Here is a 16,101-nt window from a genome sequence, read left to right on the forward strand (position 1 = left end):
GGCATGAAGGGTGTTGTCCGTGGTGGCGGCTACGGTCGTGTCCATGTCCTTCGTACCCGTCACCGGTCGTGCGGTCTTCCGCCCGGCGCAGCCGCCGCGGGACTCGGCCGTCGAGTTCGTGGACTCCCGGCGGTCGGTCTCGTTGCCGATGCGGGCCGCGCTGCCGGTCCTGAAGAAGGCGTACGCAGCCACTGACCTGCATCCTTCGGTCGCTCTGGTCGCGTCGGCGGCCCATCTCGGGCTCCGGTTCGTGGCGGCGGGGCAGCTGGAGCCGGCCGATGGTTCCTGGGCGGTCCGCTACACACCTGAGGACGAGGAGCGGGTGCGCCTGCTGGCCTCGTCGCGCGCCTATGAGGATCTGGACGACGAGGCGGCCGAGCTGCTGGTGCGAGAGATCGTGGCCGCGGTCGCGGACGCGGTTCCGACCTCGGCACCGAAGGCCTCCGGGTCGAATGCGTTCCGGGAGTCGCTGCAGACCCGGTTGTCGCGCTATCGGACCGACGAGGGGCCGGTGACGGCCTCGTTGCCGTCGTTGGTGCGGCTCTCGTTCCGGGTCGAGGCGCCGGAGGAGGACCTGCTCATCGGGTCGCTGACGTTGGTGCCGCAGGTGCACGGCGAGGCCGACCCGCTGCACGTGGCCGATGCCGCTCGGCTGTGGGACGAGGCCGACGACCACGGGTTCGGCCCTCGGGCGCGTACGCATGCGCAGGTAGCTCTCCGCGGCGCCGCGGAGGCGTGGCCCGTGCTCGACAGGCTGCTCGACCTGCCGGTGCCCTCGTCCCTGACACTGGCCAGCGATGAGGTCGTCGGCCTGCTCGAGGACGGGGTCGAGTGGCTCAAGGAGCGCGGTGTCGACGTGCTCTGGCCGCGCTCGCTGTCCCGGGACCTGACGACGTCGGTGGCGGTGGATCGGGTGGCGTCCTCATCGACCGACGCGCGCGAGGACCTGATGCGCGAGTCGCCGCTCGGGGAGAAGGGCCTCTTCGCCTTCCAGTGGCAGCTAGCACTCGGCGGCGAGCCGCTCGATGCCGCCGAGATGGACTCCCTGGCGGCGGCCGCGGGTCCGGTGCTGCGGCTGAGAGGGGCCTGGGCGGTGGTCCATCCTTCGGTTCTCCGACGTGCGCGCAAGCGGCTGCTCAAGCGGATCAGCGGCGGGGAGGCGCTGGCCGTCGCCCTGACCGGCCAGGTGCCGAAGGAGGTCGCCGAGGCGGCACCGGGCGAGCAGGTGATCATCGGAGCCTCGATCGCGCGCCTTCGCGACGAGGTCATCGCGGCGACCTCGGGGCCTGCTGTCGACGTGCCGGCCGAGCTGCAGGCCACCATGCGTGGCTACCAGGTCGAGGGGCTGACCTGGTTGGCCGGGATCACCTCGCTCGGGCTCGGTGGCTGTCTGGCCGACGACATGGGGCTCGGGAAGACCCTGATGACGATCGCGCTCCACCTCCACCGGCAGAAGGAGCATTCGGGGCCGACCCTGGTGGTCTGCCCGGCGAGCCTGCTGGGCAACTGGGAGGCCGAGCTCGCCCGGTTCGCTCCCGAGGTGGAGGTGCGCCGCCACCATGGCGCCGAGCGCGACGTCGACGGCGCGAACGGGGTGGTGCTGACGACGTACGGCACGATGCGGCGCGACACCGAGCTGCTCTCGGCGGTGTCCTGGGGGCTCCTCGTCGCCGATGAGGCGCAGCACGTGAAGAACGCTGCCTCCGCGACCGCGAAGGCGCTCCGCGAGATCCCGTCACACGCCCGGGTCGCGCTGACCGGAACTCCGGTGGAGAACAACCTGACCGAGCTGTGGGCGCTGCTCGACTGGTGCGTGCCGGGTCTGCTCGGGAGTCGGCTGGCCTTCCGCCGCGCCTGGGCGAGCCAGATCGAGGCCGGTGCCGACGTCGCGAAGGCGAAGGAGTTCGCGGCGCTGGTCGGACCGTTCATGCTGCGCCGCCGCAAGTCCGACCCCGGGGTGGCTCCCGAGCTCCCGCCCAAGACCGAGACCGATCACCTGCTGTCGCTGACGCGGGAGCAGACGGTGCTCTACGAGGCGTACGTGCGCGACGCGATGGCGCGGATCGAGCGGCTCGACGCCGATGACCCGCAGCGGCGCGGGCTGGTGCTCAGCCTGCTCACCGGGCTCAAGCAGATCTGCAACCACCCGGCTCAGTTCTTGAAGCAGGAGGGCGGGCGGATCACGGGGCGGTCGCAGAAGATCGACCTCCTCGACGAGCTGGTCTCGACCGTGCTCGCCGAGTCGGGGGCCGTCCTGATCTTCACGCAGTACGTCGCGATGGCCCGTCTCCTCGAGGCCCACTGGGCCGCCGCCGGTGTCGCCCACCAGTTCCTGCACGGCGGCACCTCGGTGGCGGAGCGTTCGCGGATGGTCGAGCGCTTCCAGGACGGCGAGGTGCCGGTCTTCCTGCTCTCGCTCAAGGCCGGTGGCGTCGGGCTCAACCTGACCCGCGCCGACCACGTGATCCACGTCGACCGCTGGTGGAACCCCGCTGTCGAGGACCAGGCCACCGACCGGGCCCACCGCATCGGCCAGACGCGCACGGTCCAGGTGCACCGGCTCATCACCCAAGGCACCGTCGAGGAGCGCGTCGCGGAGCTGCTGCAGCGTAAACGGGTCCTCGCCGACGCGGTCCTCGGAGGTGGCGAGGCGGCCTTCACCGAGCTGTCCAACGCCGAGCTCCGTGAGCTGGTCAAGCTCGGTCCCCAGAAGCGCCGAAAACGTCGCCGGATCGCCTCATGAGCAAGGTCCTGACCTTCGCCCGCGAGCCGCACCGGCGCGGGATGGTGCGGGTCGAGTCCTGGTGGGGGCGGGCGTTCCTGCGGGCGATCGAGGAGCTGGCGTACGACGACAACCAGCTCTCCGGCGCTCGGTCACTCGCCCGCTCGGGTCGGATCGGCGGCCTGGTCGTCGAGCCCGGCAGGTTTGCCGCCGCGGTCGACGACGAGCGCGGACTGTGGACCGTGAGCGGCACGGTGCCGGTGCTGGGCGCGGAGTCCGTCGCCGCGCTCCTGGAGGTCCTCGGCGCCGCGTCCGCGCGGGCCGAGGCGCTGCTGGCCGGGGAGCTGCCGCTGGACGTGGCCGAGCACGCCGAGGAGGCCGGGGTCGAGCTGGTTCCCTATGGCGAGGAGCTCGCGGTGACCTGCACGTGCGGGCACTGGCACGCGGTGTGCGGCCACTCGCTCGCGGTGCTGCACCAGCTCTGCTGGATCGTCGACCGCGACGCGTCCACGCTGCTTCATCTGCGTGGGGCGGAGCGCGACGAGCTGCTGGCGGGCCTGCGACAGCGGCTGCGTCAGGAGCGGCCGGCAGGGCCGGCGGCGGTCGACGTCGCTGCGCCCGGCGAGTCGACCCGCGACCAGGTCGACGACGTCGAGATCGCGCTCGACGCGGTGCTCCGAGCACGCCACCTGCTCGAGGAGTGAGATGCCTCCGGAGCTCACGCGATAGCCTCGTGCAATGACCTCGGCCCAGACGAAGACCAGGCGCGAGCAGATCCTGGACACCGCGGCCGAGCTCTTCGCGGCCCGCGGCTTCCACGGAGTCTCCGTCTCCGAGCTCGGCGCTGCCTGCGGCATCTCCGGCCCGGCGCTCTACAAGCACTTCCCGAGCAAGGACGCGATGCTCGCCGAGATGCTCGTCTCGATCTCCCAGGAGCTGCTGCGCGAAGGACGCGTCCGGGTGAAGGGCGCGTCGAGCACCGATGAGGCCATCGAGGCGCTGATCGACTGGCACGTCGACTTCGCACTGCGCGACCGGGCCCTGATCGTCGTCCAGGAGCGCGACTGGGAGTCGCTCCCGCACGAGGCGCGCGAGCAGGTGCGCACCCTGCAGCGGAAGTACGTCGACCTCTGGGCCGACCAGCTCCGCGACCGCAACCCGGCGCTGGCCCTCGACAGTGCCCGCGCGATGGCCCACGCCGTCTTCGGCCTCATCAACTCCACCCCTCACAACCGGGTTCTCCCCGAGGAAGCGACCCGCGCCGTGCTCACCAAGATGGCCCGCGGAGCCCTCGCGGAGTAGCCGCCGAGTCGTCCCGGCGCGGGTGACTTCGGTGTGGGGCTTGTCACCCGAGGTTAATGAACGTTAACCTCGGTCCATGGCGTCGAATCTGCGCGAGCTGACGCTCGAGCTGCGAGAGCGGCTCGAGCGCGTACGGCAAGGGGGGAGCGAACGCTCCCGGCAACGGCACACCGACCGCGGGAAGCTGCTCCCGCGCGACCGGGTGGACGGTCTCCTGGACCCCGGGTCACCGTTCCTGGAGGTGAGTCCGCTGGCGGCGTACGGGATGTACGACGACGGCGACGAGTGGGCGGTGCCGTCGGCGGGGGTGGTCGCCGGGATCGGTCTCGTCGCCGGACGCAAGTGCATGATCGTGGCCAACGACGCGACCGTGAAGGGTGGCACCTACTACCCGCTGACGGTCAAGAAGCACCTGCGGGCGCAGACGATCGCGGCCGAGAACAACCTCCCGTGCATCTACCTCGTCGACTCCGGCGGTGCGTTCCTGCCGAAGCAGGACGAGGTCTTCCCTGACCGCGAGCACTTCGGGCGGATCTTCTTCAACCAGGCCAACATGTCCGCGCGCGGGATCCCGCAGATCGCCTCCGTGATGGGCTCGTGCACCGCCGGTGGCGCCTACGTGCCGGCGATGAGCGACGAGACCGTGATCGTCCGCGACCAGGGCACGATCTTCCTCGGCGGGCCGCCGCTGGTGAAGGCGGCCACGGGTGAGGAGGTCACCGCCGAGGAGCTCGGTGGCGGGCTCGTGCACGCGACGAAGTCGGGCGTCGTCGACCACCTGGCCGACGACGACAAGCACGCGCTCGAGATCGTCCGCGGGATCGTCTCGACCCTGCCGGAGCAGGAGACGCGGACGACGACGTACGACGAGCCGGTCGAGTCTCCCGAGACCCTCGCCGACGTGGTGCCCGCCGACACGAAGACCCCCTATGACGTACGCGAGGTGATTCGCCGCATCGTCGACGGGTCCAAGCTGCAGGAGTTCAAGGCGCTCTACGGCGAGACGCTGGTCTGCGGGTTCGCCCACATCGAGGGGCAGCCGGTCGGCATCGTCGCCAACAACGGCATCCTCTTCTCCGAGTCGGCGCTCAAGGGCGCCCACTTCGTGGAGCTGTGCAACCAGCGCGGCATCCCGCTGGTGTTCCTGCAGAACATCACCGGGTTCATGGTCGGCAAGGAGTACGAGAACAAGGGCATCGCCCGCGACGGCGCCAAGCTCGTCACCGCCGTCGCCTGCTCCGTGGTCCCGAAGTTCACCGTCGTCATCGGCGGGTCCTACGGCGCCGGCAACTACGGCATGTGCGGGCGTGCGTATGACCCGAGATTCCTGTGGATGTGGCCCAACGCGCGGATCTCGGTCATGGGCGGCGAGCAGGCCGCATCGGTGCTCGCGACGGTCGCCGGCAAGCCGGACGACGAGGAGTTCAAGGCGCCGATCCGGGACCAGTACGAGACCCAGGGCTCTCCCTACTACGCCACCGCGCGCCTGTGGGATGACGGCATCATCGACCCCGCCGACACCCGACGGGTGCTGGCGATGGGTCTCGCGGTGGCGGCGAACGCGCCGACCCCCGAGCCCCGCTACGGAATCTTCAGGATGTGACTGGGATGTTTGAGTCTGGGATGTTCGAGAGTGTTCTGGTCGCCAACCGCGGCGAGATCGCGCGACGCGTCTTCCGCACCTGTCGCGAGCTGGGGATCCGCACCGTCGCGATCTACACCGCGCTCGACGCGGATGCGCCCCACGTACGCGACGCCGACGAGGCCGTCGAGGTCGCGTCCTATCTCGACGCCGACGCGGTGGTCGCGGCCGCTGTCTCGGCGGACGCCGCGGCGATCCATCCGGGTTATGGCTTCCTCTCCGAGCGGGCCGAGTTCGCACGCGCGGTGGCGAAGGCGGGGCTGACCTGGGTCGGCCCGACGCCCGAGGTGATCGAGCAGATGGGCCGCAAGGACGCGGCCCGGGAGATCGCGGTCGCCGCCGGCGTACCTGTGGTTCCGCGGGGCGAGGACAGCCCCTACCCGCTGCTGGTCAAGGCCGCGGCGGGTGGTGGCGGCAAGGGTATGCGCATCGTCCGCTCGCCCGAGGAGCTCGACGAGGCTCGAGCCGCGGCCGCCCGCGAGGCGCTGAGCGCCTTCGGCGACGAGACCCTCCTGATCGAGAAGTACGTCGAGCGGGGCCGCCACATCGAGGTGCAGGTCTTCGGCGACACCCACGGCAACGTCATCCACCTCTTCGAGCGTGACTGCTCCGTCCAGCGCCGCCACCAGAAGGTGATCGAGGAGGCGCCCGCCCCGACGCTCACCGACGAGCAGCGGAACCTGGTCCTGACCAGCGCCGTCGCGCTCGCTCGCCAGGTCGACTACACCGGCGCCGGCACAGTCGAGTTCCTCCTCGACGAGGCGTCCGGCGAGGCGTACTTCCTGGAGATGAACACCCGTCTCCAGGTCGAGCACCCGGTCACCGAGGAGGCGGTCCGCATCGACGGGGCCGCCGCCGACCTCGTCGCTCTCCAGCTCCGGGTCGCTGCCGGTGAGCCGCTGGGCATCGCCCAGGACGACGTACGCATCGACGGTCACGCCATCGAGGTCCGGGTCTACGCGGAGGACGCCTTCGAGGGCTTCCTGCCGCAGGCCGGCCGCACCTCGATCGTCCGCTGGCCGGCCGATGCACGGGTCGAGCACGCGCTCGAGAGCGAGCAGGTCGTCTCGACCGCCTACGACCCGATGCTGGCCAAGATCATCGTCCGCGGCGCCGACCGCGAGGAAGCCCGTACGGCGATGGTCAAGGCCCTCGATGCGACCGCGGTCCTCGGCCTGACCACCAACACCGGCTTCCTGCGCGTACTGGCCGCCTCCGACGCCTTCCGCGACGCGGAGATCGACACCGCCTGGCTCGACCGCAACGAGGTGCCCGCCCCCGACCCCGAGGTCCCGCGCGCTCTCGTCGCCTGGGTCAGCGCGATGCTGTCGGCGGTGTCGGACACCACGACGCCGTTCCGGGCCGACGGCTGGCGCCTCGCCGGCTCACCGGCGCCGACCATCGTCGACCTCGACCGCAGCGTCACCGTCGACCGCCCCTCTGGCCGCGTAGACACCCACCTCGTCCGGCAGATCAGCGCGGCCGACCACGTTCTCGTGGCCATCGTCGACGGCGTACGTCACTGGGCGGCCATCAACGTCCAGCCCGGCCTCGCCGAGATCGTCCACCAAGGACACCGCTTCGACTTCTCCCCACCCGACCGCGTCGCCGGCGCCGCCGCCCACCACAGCGACGGTGCCGTCGAGGCCAAGATGCCCGGCACCGTCATCGACGTACGCGTCCAGGTCGGCGACCAGGTCGAGGAGGGCCAGGTCCTCGGTGTCATGGAGGCGATGAAGATGGAGGTCTCCCTCAAGGCCCCGTTCGCCGGCACGGTCACCGTCGTCGGCGCTGCTGCCGGCTCTCAGGTGCCGCTCGGGGCGGAGCTGTTCGTGGTGGAGGCCTGACGGACCTGCTGTTCACCAGGGAGTGAAAAGGCAGGGACGTCCGAGACGACCTCGGCCATAGTGTCCGATGCCCTCAAGGGCATCGGACAAAGGGAGATCAGATGAAGACACTGAGAGCGTGCGCGGGATTGCTGGCCGTGCTGCTCGCGATTGGTGGCATAGGGATCGTGGGAGGAATGTCCTCGGCTGCAGCCTTGGGCGGTCCCGACAGCATCAGTGGCACGGCGACCGACGATGCAGGCAATCCTGTCGCTGGCGTCGAGGTGGGCGTCTACTACATGCAGGAAGAGCTGATCGGCTCGGTCACGACTGGCGCTGACGGGACCTACAGTGTCGACGGGCTCACGCCGGGTGAGTACTACGACGTGCGTTTCGGATTCAACGACCCGTACCTCTACGCAGACCAGGCGATCAAGAGCGTCCAGGTCATAGAAGGCGCGGGAGCGGTCGCTGACGTGGTCGTGCACGTCGGTGGCCAGATCGCCGGGACGGTTCGCGGTTCTGATGGTCAGCCAGTCGGGTCTGCCATCGTCACCGCCCGTCGAGCTGATGGTGCAGGCGGAGATCATCGGGTGACCGCAGATGCAAGCGGTGCGTACGCCCTCCGAGGCCTCCCTGTGGGTGACTATCGGCTCGAGTTCGTCAGCTATTCAGGACACCTGAGCGAGTGGTACAACGACAAGGCTTCCTTCGAGGCTGCCGACGACGTTGCCGTGAGCGTGCGAGAGACCAGCTCCGCCAACGCCGAGCTGACGATGGGCGCACACGCGACTGGAATCGTGACTCGCTACGACGGCAGTCCGTTTCCCGGCGTCTACATCGAGGTCGTGTGGTCCAGCCCGGAGGGCCCCGAGACCTACACCACGACTCGGACCGATGAGGATGGTCACTACACGACTCGGTGGCTCGAGCCTGGGCGTTACACGATCTTCGCGTTGCCCCGGGACGGTGTCCATGCGTCGGCTTCGTCTGACTTCACCGTGACCGAGGGCGCCGGAGAGATCGTGCGTGACCTGCACCTGACCCTCCCGAGCGTGGGCAACCTCTCCCTCCCGACGATCGAAGGCGGCCGCTCGTACGTCGGAGACACACTCACCGCCACCACGGGCGAATGGATCGGCGACGGAATCACCTACGCCTTCCAATGGCTACGCGACGGGCAGCCGATCGACGGCGCGACTGAGGCGACCTATGTTGCTGCTGAAGCCGATGCCAATCACGATGTTCAGGTCCGTGTGACAGCGAGTAGGGATGGCTATAGCGATGGAGTAGCCGAGTCCGCCGCCGTCGCGGTGACCTACGGCTCGCTGATCTGCATGGAGAACGCCACGATCGTTGGCGAGCCAAAGGTGGGGGAAACTCTCGAAGTCGTTCCTGGAATTTGGAACACGAGCCTAGAAGGAATGACCTTCACGTATCAGTGGCTCGTCAACGGTGAACCCATCGATGGCGCCACTGGCACGACCCTGGACGTACATGCTGGGTACTTGGGCCAGGCCCTGGGAGTAGAGATCCACGCGTTCAAGCCCACCTGGGAGCCGGGTTTCGGTATCGCGTCGGGCACCGCGCCGATTGCGCCTGGCGACCTTGACCTGAAGCCGGCTGTCTCCGGAGACGTACGCATCGGCAATACGCTCACCGCGTCGGTCGACGTCCCGGACGGGGCCGAGGTGACCTACTCCTGGCAGGTTCGGTCGCCTGCTGCGGGGTCGAGCTCGGACACCTTCAAAGAGGTCGGCGCGGCTTCGAGCTTCACGCTGGCCGACCGCTACAAGAACTACGCGCTGCGGTTGGTGGTGACGGTCTCCGCGACCGGCTACAACGATGCCGCCGCGACGGTCGACATCAGCGAGCAGCTGCGCTAGCTGGTGTCGATGGTGCCCGGGGTGTGTTTCGGCCCCGGGCGCCTACACTCTCAACGGATAGGAGCCGACCATGACTGATCTCCCCGCAGTCGTACGCCACGACAACCTGCCCAGCAGGGTCACGATCTACGAGGTCGGTGCGCGTGATGGCCTCCAGAACGAGAAGACGGCGATCGACACTGGAATCAAGGCCGACCTGATCACCCGGCTGCTCGATGCCGGGCTGAGCCCGGTGGAGGCGACGAGCTTCGTGCACCCGAAGTGGGTGCCGCAGCTGGCGGACGCGAAACAGCTGATGGAAGAGCTGGTCGACCGGCTCGGGGACAGGGCCAGAGAGCTTCCGGTGCTGGTCCCCAACGAGAAGGGCCTCGACCGGGCCCTCGAGCTCGGGCTGCGTCACATCGCGATCTTCGGCAGCGCGACGGAGACGTTCGCCAACAAGAACCTCAACCAGACCTTCGACGGCCAGTGGGCGATGTTCGAGCCGACGATGAGCCGTGCGAAGGCCGAGGGCATGACCGTCCGCGGCTACCTCAGCATGTGCTTCGGCGACCCCTGGGAGGGCCAGGTCGAGATCACCCGAGTCGTCGAGGCGGGCAAGAAGCTCCTGGATCTCGGTGCCGACGAGCTCAGCCTCGGGGACACGATCGGCGTCGCGACCGCCGGCCATGTGAAGGCTCTGATCCAGGCGTTCAAGGAAGAAGACGTCACGACCGATCGGCTCGCGCTGCACTTCCACGACACGTACGGCCAGGCCCTGGCGAACACCCTCGCCGGGCTCCAGTCCGGGGTGACGACCTACGACGCCAGCGCGGGCGGCCTGGGCGGCTGCCCCTATGCGAAGTCAGCCACGGGCAACCTGGCCACCGAGGACCTGCTCTGGATGCTCGACGGCCTGGGGATCGAGCACGGTGTCGATCTCGACAAGGTCGCCGATACGAGCAGCTGGCTCGCCGGACACCTCGGCAGGCCGAGTCCCTCGGCCGTCGTACGTGCCTTGCGGTCCTAGCTGGAGACACGCCCTAGACTGCATCCAAGAGTGACGGCCGGGTGACAAAAGACGGACCGCCGCGACAATCTCTACTAACTTGGTGCAGAATAGCGGGATCATGGCGCGCAAAGTCTTCCTCCACGTCGGCGCTCCGAAGACGGGCACGACGTACCTCCAGGACAGGTTGTTCCACAACCGGGTGTCCCTGGAGAAGCATGGCGTCTTCTATCCGGTCGGCGGCCAGCCCGACTTCTTCCGGCCGGCGCTCGACCTGATCGACCGTCCGTGGGGCGGGATGAGGAAGACCGTCCACGGCGAGTGGGACGCGCTGGTCAAACGGGTGCGCCGTGACGAGTCCGAGACGATCCTGATCAGTCACCACCTCTTCGCCGGGGCCCGGCCCGACCGGGTCGAGAAGGCGATGACCGACCTCGGCGAGGGCGGGCGCACCGAGGTGCACATCGTCTACACCGCGCGCGACATCGCGCGCGTGCTGGCGGCGGAGTGGCAGGACCAGGTGCAGCGCGAGCGCAAGGTCACCTTCGCGCGCTACCTCGAGCGGATGCAGACCGCGAAGCAGTCGCGCTCGGCGGCCTGGTTCTGGCGTACGCACGGCCTGCCCGACGTGCTCAGCCGATGGGGGCGCAACCTGCCGCCGGAGCGCGTGCACCTGGTCACCGTGCCGCACGACGGCGCGCCGAGCGAGGTGCTCTGGCGCCGGTTCTGCGAGGTGGTCGGGATCGAGGAGTCCTGGACCCCGATCGACAGCGACCGCCACAACCAGTCGCTCGGCCGCGCCGAGGCGACGCTGCTGCGCAGGCTCAACGCGCGGCTCGAGTCGCAGGAGCTCCCCCGCGAGGACTACCGCCACATGGTCACCGAGGTGATCGCCAAGCGCACCCTCGCCCACCGCGACGGCCGCGAACGGGTCACCATGCCGCCGACCGCCTTCGACTGGGCCGACCAGGTCGCCGACTCGTGGATCGAGTGGGCCGAGCTGGCCAAGGTCGACATCGCCGGCGACCTCGAAGACCTCCGCCCGCAGCGACCCGACGCCGACGTCGAGTGGATCGACCCGGACGCGCCGCGCACCAAGGACGTCGCCGACGCGGCGATCGACGCCCTGGTCGCGGTCGTCGTCGAGGCCGCGCGCACCGACCCGCCCCAGCGCCCTGTCGCCTCCCGCGCCGCCAGCCTGATGCGGCGGGTCAAGGGGCGACGCTCCTGATGCCAGCTGCACCCACCAGGGGTTGGGGTTGGGCCGCGCACCTGCGCGAGGGCGGTACGACTCCGTGGGCAGCCTGGTCCGAGCCCGCCACGCCCTTCACGACCGACCACCTGCCGGGTGCCGAGATGCTCGAGCTGCTGCGGCGGCTCAACGAGACAGGCCCGTCCGATCCTGATCGGGTCGATGCCCTGCTGCGTACGAGCCCGCCCGGCCGAGGCCGCCGCGACCTTCCGCTGCTCGGCGACACCGAGACCAGGACGTACGGCCCGTTGCCGGTCGATCCGGCGACGCTGTCGGCGCGAGAGCTGCTGAGGGCGGCGAGCGTGCTGCTCGCCGAGGACCTGCTCGCCACCGTGGAGACGGCGCCCGCGCGGCGGCCGCGAAGGTGGTCGCGCCGACCCAAGAAATCCCAGCCTGAGCAGGAGAAGTTTCCCTATCGCCTGGTCGGTTCGCCGTGGCTCACGCTGCCCATCCGCGAGGAGCTGGAGCGGCAGGGAAGGCTGCCCGGCGCCGATGGCTACACCGTCTACGTCCTCGGCGGCCCGCTCGACGAGGTCGCCGCCGGTGCGTGGAAGTTCCGCACCTTCACCAACCGGGTCAACCCCTGGCACATCTGGATCCGTGACGCGCAGTGGCGTGGCTGGCTCGGCCCGCGTGCCGATCTGCCCAGGATCGCCCGCTGGTGGGCCCGGCGGGTCGGGAAGGATCGTGTCGAGATCGTCACCGATCCTGCCCTGTTGCCCGGCCTGCTCGGCGTGGACAGCCTGCCCGGCCCCTGGCCGATCTCGGCCGAGGGCAACGAGGTCGCGCGCGTGATCGGGCAGGTTCTCAGCGTACGAACCGATCTCGAGATCCAGCGGAAGCTGCTGGTCGACCGGCTGCGACCGCGGCTGGAAAAGCTCGAACCGCTCGTTCCGGATGCCCGGGAGGTCGGCGTTCCCGCGGAAAGTTTGCCTTGGCTCGAAACACAGGCGCGGGCCCAACGTGATGCATTGGTCCGAGCCGGATACGCTCTCCACGGAGACCCTGACCGGCTGCTCCCTTCGGGGGCGGCGACGCAGGGTCCCGACGAGTGCCGGGCGCTGGCGCTCGCGTTGTCATTGCTGGCGGGGCATTCCTAGAGGAGTAGAACGTTGGAGACTGGGCGGCGCGTGCTGCTTCATGTCGGCACCCCGAAGACGGGCACGTCCTATCTTCAAGACGTCCTCTTCCACAACCGGGTGTCCCTCGCCGAGCAGGGAGTCCACTACTTCGCCGACCGCTTCGACGCCCACTTCCTGGCAGCCCTCGACCTGATGGACCTGCCCTGGGGCGGCATCGAGGAGGAGGCGACCGGCGCCTGGGACGCACTCGCGGAGAAGGTGCGCTCGGTCGAGAACGGCACCGTGATCATCTCCCACGAGATCCTGGCGAGCGCTTCCTGGCAGCAGGCCAAGCACGCGCTGGACTCGCTGGGCGACTCCGAGATCCACATCATGCTCTCCGCGCGCGACCTGGCCCGGCAGATCCCGGCCGAGTGGCAGGAGAACGTCAAGCACCGCTCGGTCGTGACCTACGCCGAGTTCCTCGACGAGATCCGCGACCCCGCCCGCGAGGGCCGGATCGGATCGTGGTTCTGGGGCGTCCAGGAGCTGCCCGACATCCTCGACCGGTGGACGCAGGGGATCGCACCCGAGCGCGTCCACCTGATCACCGTCCCGCCGCCGGGGTCGTCCTCGTCGCTGCTGTGGGAGCGGTTCTCCACCGCCTTCGGCCTCGACGACCTGACCATCGACTTCGAGGGGATCGACCGCGGCAACCCGTCCCTCGGTGTGCCCGAGGCGGCGCTGCTCCGCGAGATCAACCTGGCCGTCGTGCCCGTGCTCGAGCCGGCCGACTACCGGCCTTTCGTGCGCGAGTTCCTGGCCCACCGCACGCTGGCCAAGCGCCGCGATTCCGCCCGCCTGGCGCTGTCGCCCTCGATCCTGCCGTGGGTCGAGTCGCTCTCCGAGAGCTGGGTCAAGGCGCTGTCGGGACGCGGCTACGACGTCGTCGGTGGGCTGGAGGAGCTGCTGGTCCCCGCTGATCTGGCGGGCAAGCCCTTCGTCGACCCGGACACCATCTCCTCGCGCGAGGTCCTCGACGCCGGCATCGCCACCATCGACGCGCTGCTCCAGGAGGCCATCCGGCTGCGCAAGTCCGAGGCTCGGCTGGAGGACGAGGTCGGTGAGCTGCGCGCCGAGCTGGAGCACACCCGGTCGCTGGTGCCGAAGCAGCGGGCCCGCGAAGGTCTCGAACGGCGCTGGTGGGGTCGCGCGATCCTGAAGGTCTACCGCCTCATTCGTCGCTAGAGGAGCGCCTCGAGTCGTCCCGCGGCCCGGGCACGGTCGAAGACGTGCACCCGGTCCCAGGAGTTGTCGGCGTCACCGAAGGTCGCCGCGGTCAGGAGCCGGGGCTGGTCGTCGGTCCAGCGGTGCCAGTGGCGCTCGAAGGACTCCGTACGGACCATCCGGCCGCGCTCGTGCTGGCCGTCGATCGCCGCGACGCGCGGCACATCGATCATGACCAGCGACGTACGCCAGCCGCGGGCGTGGGCGATCCGCCCGAGCAGCTCGCGCCGGCCGGGCCGGGTCGCCGGGTCGTGGACGAGGAGCGTGGGACGACCGGGGGTCGGGCCGAGCAGGACCAGGATCAGGGTCGCGATCGCGTGCCACAGGTGCACCAGTGGCCGGTACAGGCGGTAGGGCACCTCCGGCAGCCGTGCTGCGAGCCAGCGCCCCGGGGTCTCCGGGTCGAGGGTGCGTACGTCGGGACGACGGTCGGCCACGTCGCGGATCAGCGTGCTCTTGCCGGCACCGGGTACGCCGCCCAGGAGGAGCAGGTGAGGTCTCACCTCGGCCCCGGCAGCGCGGGCCGGGCTGATCGGGGCGTACGTCGTGTCGAGGGTCATCGACTGCTCCTCCCAAGCGGACACCAACAGTGTGGCGTTCCGTGCTCAGAGGAACGTTGGACGGACCTGTGAAGTTCCTGTGAGCCGAGCTCAGCCGGCGTCGGGGTGACGCGGCAGCAGCTCGCGGGAGGCGTAGCGACCGATCTGGTAGGTCATCCACCCGTCAGCCCCGCCACCGACGACACCGCCGACCAGCGGGATCCGCTTGGCGGCCATGGAGATCATGCCCCTGCCGGTGACCCGGCTGAGCAGCTCCTGGGCCACCTCCGAGGCGACGATGGAATCGATCGCGCGGTCGTAGGTCGGAGCGGTCGCGATGGCCATCGGCGGAGCGGGGATCCTCTTCTCGTGGATCCACTTGCCGACCTTCTCCTCGCTCAGGAGGGTCAGCAGGATGGCGTTGCGCACGCGAGGATCGGTCAGGTCGTAACCACGGAGATGCGCGATCGCGGCCACCATGCGGCACTGGATGATGGCCATCCCGGTGATGTTGGCCGGGAGCGTGATCGCCTGGGTGACCAGACCGCCGATGTTGGTCGCGAAGCCACCGACACCGGCCAGCCGCACGTGGTTGTCGATGACGTGCTTGACCGCGAGCTCGACGTCGTTGTCGTGGTCCTTGAGGTGCTTCTCGGCGGCCGCGGCCGCTGCCGGGAGCGGGCCGACACCGACGATCGCGTGGTGCAGCGCCTGCCGGACCACGGTGGTGGTCACGCCGGGAGCGGACTGGATGACCTTGGGTGCGAGCCGGCCAGCCGCACTGCTGAGCACTGCCTTGGGACCGATCATGAGGCAAATCTTAAGTGTGTGGTGGTTGGCGCCGCGCGGGGCGATAACGTTTCGTCGTGGCGAATCTTCGGGGACCGATCGAACCCGAGCCCTCGCCGTGGGCCTTCGCCGACCTCCGGGACCCAGGCGCGGGCCATGGCGGGGCCGATCTGGACGATCTGGTGGGGATGGGTGCGGACGTTGCGCCCGGGACACTCCTGGCCGCATACCGGCACGGGATCTTCCCGATGCCCGGGGAGTCCCCGCGTGATCCGATGATGTGGTTCTCGCCGGTCAGGCGCGGCGTACTTCCGCTGGACGGGCTCGTCGTCTCGCGGTCCCTGCGCAGGTCCGTGCGGGACTTCGAGATCAGGATCGACACCAGCTTCGACCAGGTGGTGGCCTCGTGCGCCGACCCGCGCCGGCCCCATGGCTGGATCGACAAGCGGATCCGCCGGGCCTACGGCGACCTGCACGAGCTGGGCTGGGCGCACTCGGTCGAGGCGTGGCAGGACGATCGCCTGGTCGGCGGGCTCTACGGGGTCGCGATCGGCGGTCTCTTCGCTGGGGAGTCGATGTTCCACCGTGTCCGAGACGCGTCCAAGGTCGCCCTGGTCGGGCTCGTCTCGGCGCTGCGCGAGGCGGGGTCGATCGACCAGCGGATCCTGGACGTGCAGTGGCGCACCGACCATCTGGCCTCGCTCGGCGTCGTCGAGGTGGGTCGCAACGACTACCTCGACCGCCTGGAGAAGGCGCTCAGGCTGCCGCTCCCGGAGGCGTTCGGCGGCCCTCCGGCCGAGTCCTAGC

The 16,101-nt window shown here is 69.7% G+C and carries 13 protein-coding genes; 11 read left to right on the forward strand and 2 right to left on the reverse strand.

Features of this window, described 5'->3' with window-relative positions:
- Nucleotides 1–43 precede the first annotated feature (43 nt).
- The 10 genes from ABT304_RS20005 (at nucleotide 44) to ABT304_RS20050 (ending at nucleotide 13,927) form a co-directional block, all read left to right on the forward strand.
- Complete coding sequence (locus tag ABT304_RS20005) at nucleotides 44–2,743, forward strand: DEAD/DEAH box helicase (RefSeq protein WP_350717814.1); 2,700 nt, start codon at nucleotides 44–46, stop codon at nucleotides 2,741–2,743.
- On the forward strand, nucleotides 2,740–3,426 hold the full coding sequence (locus tag ABT304_RS20010) for an SWIM zinc finger family protein (RefSeq protein ID WP_350717815.1): 687 nt from the start codon (nucleotides 2,740–2,742) through the stop codon (nucleotides 3,424–3,426). The genes ABT304_RS20005 and ABT304_RS20010 overlap by 4 nt, the downstream gene beginning before the upstream one ends.
- 34 nt (nucleotides 3,427–3,460) lie before the next feature.
- Nucleotides 3,461–4,024 (forward strand): SACE_7040 family transcriptional regulator, encoded by a 564-nt coding sequence (locus tag ABT304_RS20015; protein ID WP_350717817.1) that lies wholly within the window; start codon nucleotides 3,461–3,463, stop codon nucleotides 4,022–4,024.
- Between the two features lie 76 nt (nucleotides 4,025–4,100).
- Complete coding sequence (locus ABT304_RS20020; RefSeq protein ID WP_160025970.1) at nucleotides 4,101–5,627, forward strand: carboxyl transferase domain-containing protein; 1,527 nt, start codon at nucleotides 4,101–4,103, stop codon at nucleotides 5,625–5,627.
- Nucleotides 5,628–5,647: 20 nt separating this feature from the next.
- Complete coding sequence (locus ABT304_RS20025; protein ID WP_350717819.1) at nucleotides 5,648–7,513, forward strand: acetyl/propionyl/methylcrotonyl-CoA carboxylase subunit alpha; 1,866 nt, start codon at nucleotides 5,648–5,650, stop codon at nucleotides 7,511–7,513.
- A 101-nt stretch (nucleotides 7,514–7,614) separates the two neighbouring features.
- Complete coding sequence (locus tag ABT304_RS20030; RefSeq protein WP_350717821.1) at nucleotides 7,615–9,378, forward strand: carboxypeptidase regulatory-like domain-containing protein; 1,764 nt, start codon at nucleotides 7,615–7,617, stop codon at nucleotides 9,376–9,378.
- Between the two features lie 70 nt (nucleotides 9,379–9,448).
- A complete protein-coding gene (locus ABT304_RS20035) occupies nucleotides 9,449–10,387 on the forward strand; it encodes a hydroxymethylglutaryl-CoA lyase (protein WP_350717823.1) in 939 nt (312 codons plus the stop codon).
- 100 nt (nucleotides 10,388–10,487) lie between these two features.
- Nucleotides 10,488–11,597: a hypothetical protein gene (locus ABT304_RS20040; RefSeq protein WP_160025967.1), complete on the forward strand. Its 1,110-nt coding sequence runs from the start codon at nucleotides 10,488–10,490 to the stop codon at nucleotides 11,595–11,597.
- Nucleotides 11,597–12,718 carry a hypothetical protein gene (locus ABT304_RS20045; protein WP_350717825.1) on the forward strand — a complete coding sequence of 374 codons (1,122 nt, stop codon included), beginning with the start codon at nucleotides 11,597–11,599 and terminating at the stop codon, nucleotides 12,716–12,718. Before ABT304_RS20040 ends, ABT304_RS20045 begins: the two co-directional genes overlap by 1 nt.
- A gap of 30 nt (nucleotides 12,719–12,748) precedes the next feature.
- Complete coding sequence (locus ABT304_RS20050; protein ID WP_350717827.1) at nucleotides 12,749–13,927, forward strand: hypothetical protein; 1,179 nt, start codon at nucleotides 12,749–12,751, stop codon at nucleotides 13,925–13,927.
- Here ABT304_RS20050 and ABT304_RS20055 read toward each other — a convergent pair.
- Both ABT304_RS20055 and ABT304_RS20060 read right to left on the reverse strand, forming a co-directional pair.
- A complete protein-coding gene (locus ABT304_RS20055) occupies nucleotides 13,924–14,526 on the reverse strand; it encodes an AAA family ATPase (RefSeq protein ID WP_350717828.1) in 603 nt (200 codons plus the stop codon). The two genes, ABT304_RS20050 and ABT304_RS20055, sit on opposite strands and share 4 nt — an antisense overlap.
- Before the next feature lie 90 nt (nucleotides 14,527–14,616).
- Complete coding sequence (locus tag ABT304_RS20060) at nucleotides 14,617–15,315, reverse strand: EcsC family protein (protein WP_350717830.1); 699 nt, start codon at nucleotides 15,313–15,315, stop codon at nucleotides 14,617–14,619.
- 56 nt (nucleotides 15,316–15,371) lie between these two features.
- Here ABT304_RS20060 and aat point away from each other — a divergent pair, with 56 nt between their 5' ends.
- Nucleotides 15,372–16,100 (forward strand): leucyl/phenylalanyl-tRNA--protein transferase, encoded by a 729-nt coding sequence (aat, locus tag ABT304_RS20065; protein ID WP_350717832.1) that lies wholly within the window; start codon nucleotides 15,372–15,374, stop codon nucleotides 16,098–16,100.
- Nucleotide 16,101: the final 1 nt, after the last annotated feature.

The sequence above is a fragment of the Nocardioides sp. NPDC000445 genome (assembly GCF_040300245.1).
Taxonomy (GTDB): Bacteria; Actinomycetota; Actinomycetes; order Propionibacteriales; family Nocardioidaceae; genus Nocardioides.

Coding starts and splice junctions, on each gene's coding strand:
- ABT304_RS20025 (WP_350717819.1), top strand. CDS start 5,648: ATGTTCGAGAGTGTTCTGGTCGCCAACCGCGGCGAGATCGCGCGACGC.
- ABT304_RS20040 (WP_160025967.1), top strand. CDS start 10,488: ATGGCGCGCAAAGTCTTCCTCCACGTCGGCGCTCCGAAGACGGGCACG.
- ABT304_RS20010 (WP_350717815.1), top strand. CDS start 2,740: ATGAGCAAGGTCCTGACCTTCGCCCGCGAGCCGCACCGGCGCGGGATG.
- ABT304_RS20035 (WP_350717823.1), top strand. CDS start 9,449: ATGACTGATCTCCCCGCAGTCGTACGCCACGACAACCTGCCCAGCAGG.
- ABT304_RS20045 (WP_350717825.1), top strand. CDS start 11,597: ATGCCAGCTGCACCCACCAGGGGTTGGGGTTGGGCCGCGCACCTGCGC.
- ABT304_RS20030 (WP_350717821.1), top strand. CDS start 7,615: ATGAAGACACTGAGAGCGTGCGCGGGATTGCTGGCCGTGCTGCTCGCG.
- ABT304_RS20015 (WP_350717817.1), top strand. CDS start 3,461: ATGACCTCGGCCCAGACGAAGACCAGGCGCGAGCAGATCCTGGACACC.
- ABT304_RS20005 (WP_350717814.1), top strand. CDS start 44: ATGTCCTTCGTACCCGTCACCGGTCGTGCGGTCTTCCGCCCGGCGCAG.
- ABT304_RS20060 (WP_350717830.1), bottom strand. CDS start 15,315: ATGATCGGTCCCAAGGCAGTGCTCAGCAGTGCGGCTGGCCGGCTCGCA.
- ABT304_RS20055 (WP_350717828.1), bottom strand. CDS start 14,526: ATGACCCTCGACACGACGTACGCCCCGATCAGCCCGGCCCGCGCTGCC.
- ABT304_RS20020 (WP_160025970.1), top strand. CDS start 4,101: ATGGCGTCGAATCTGCGCGAGCTGACGCTCGAGCTGCGAGAGCGGCTC.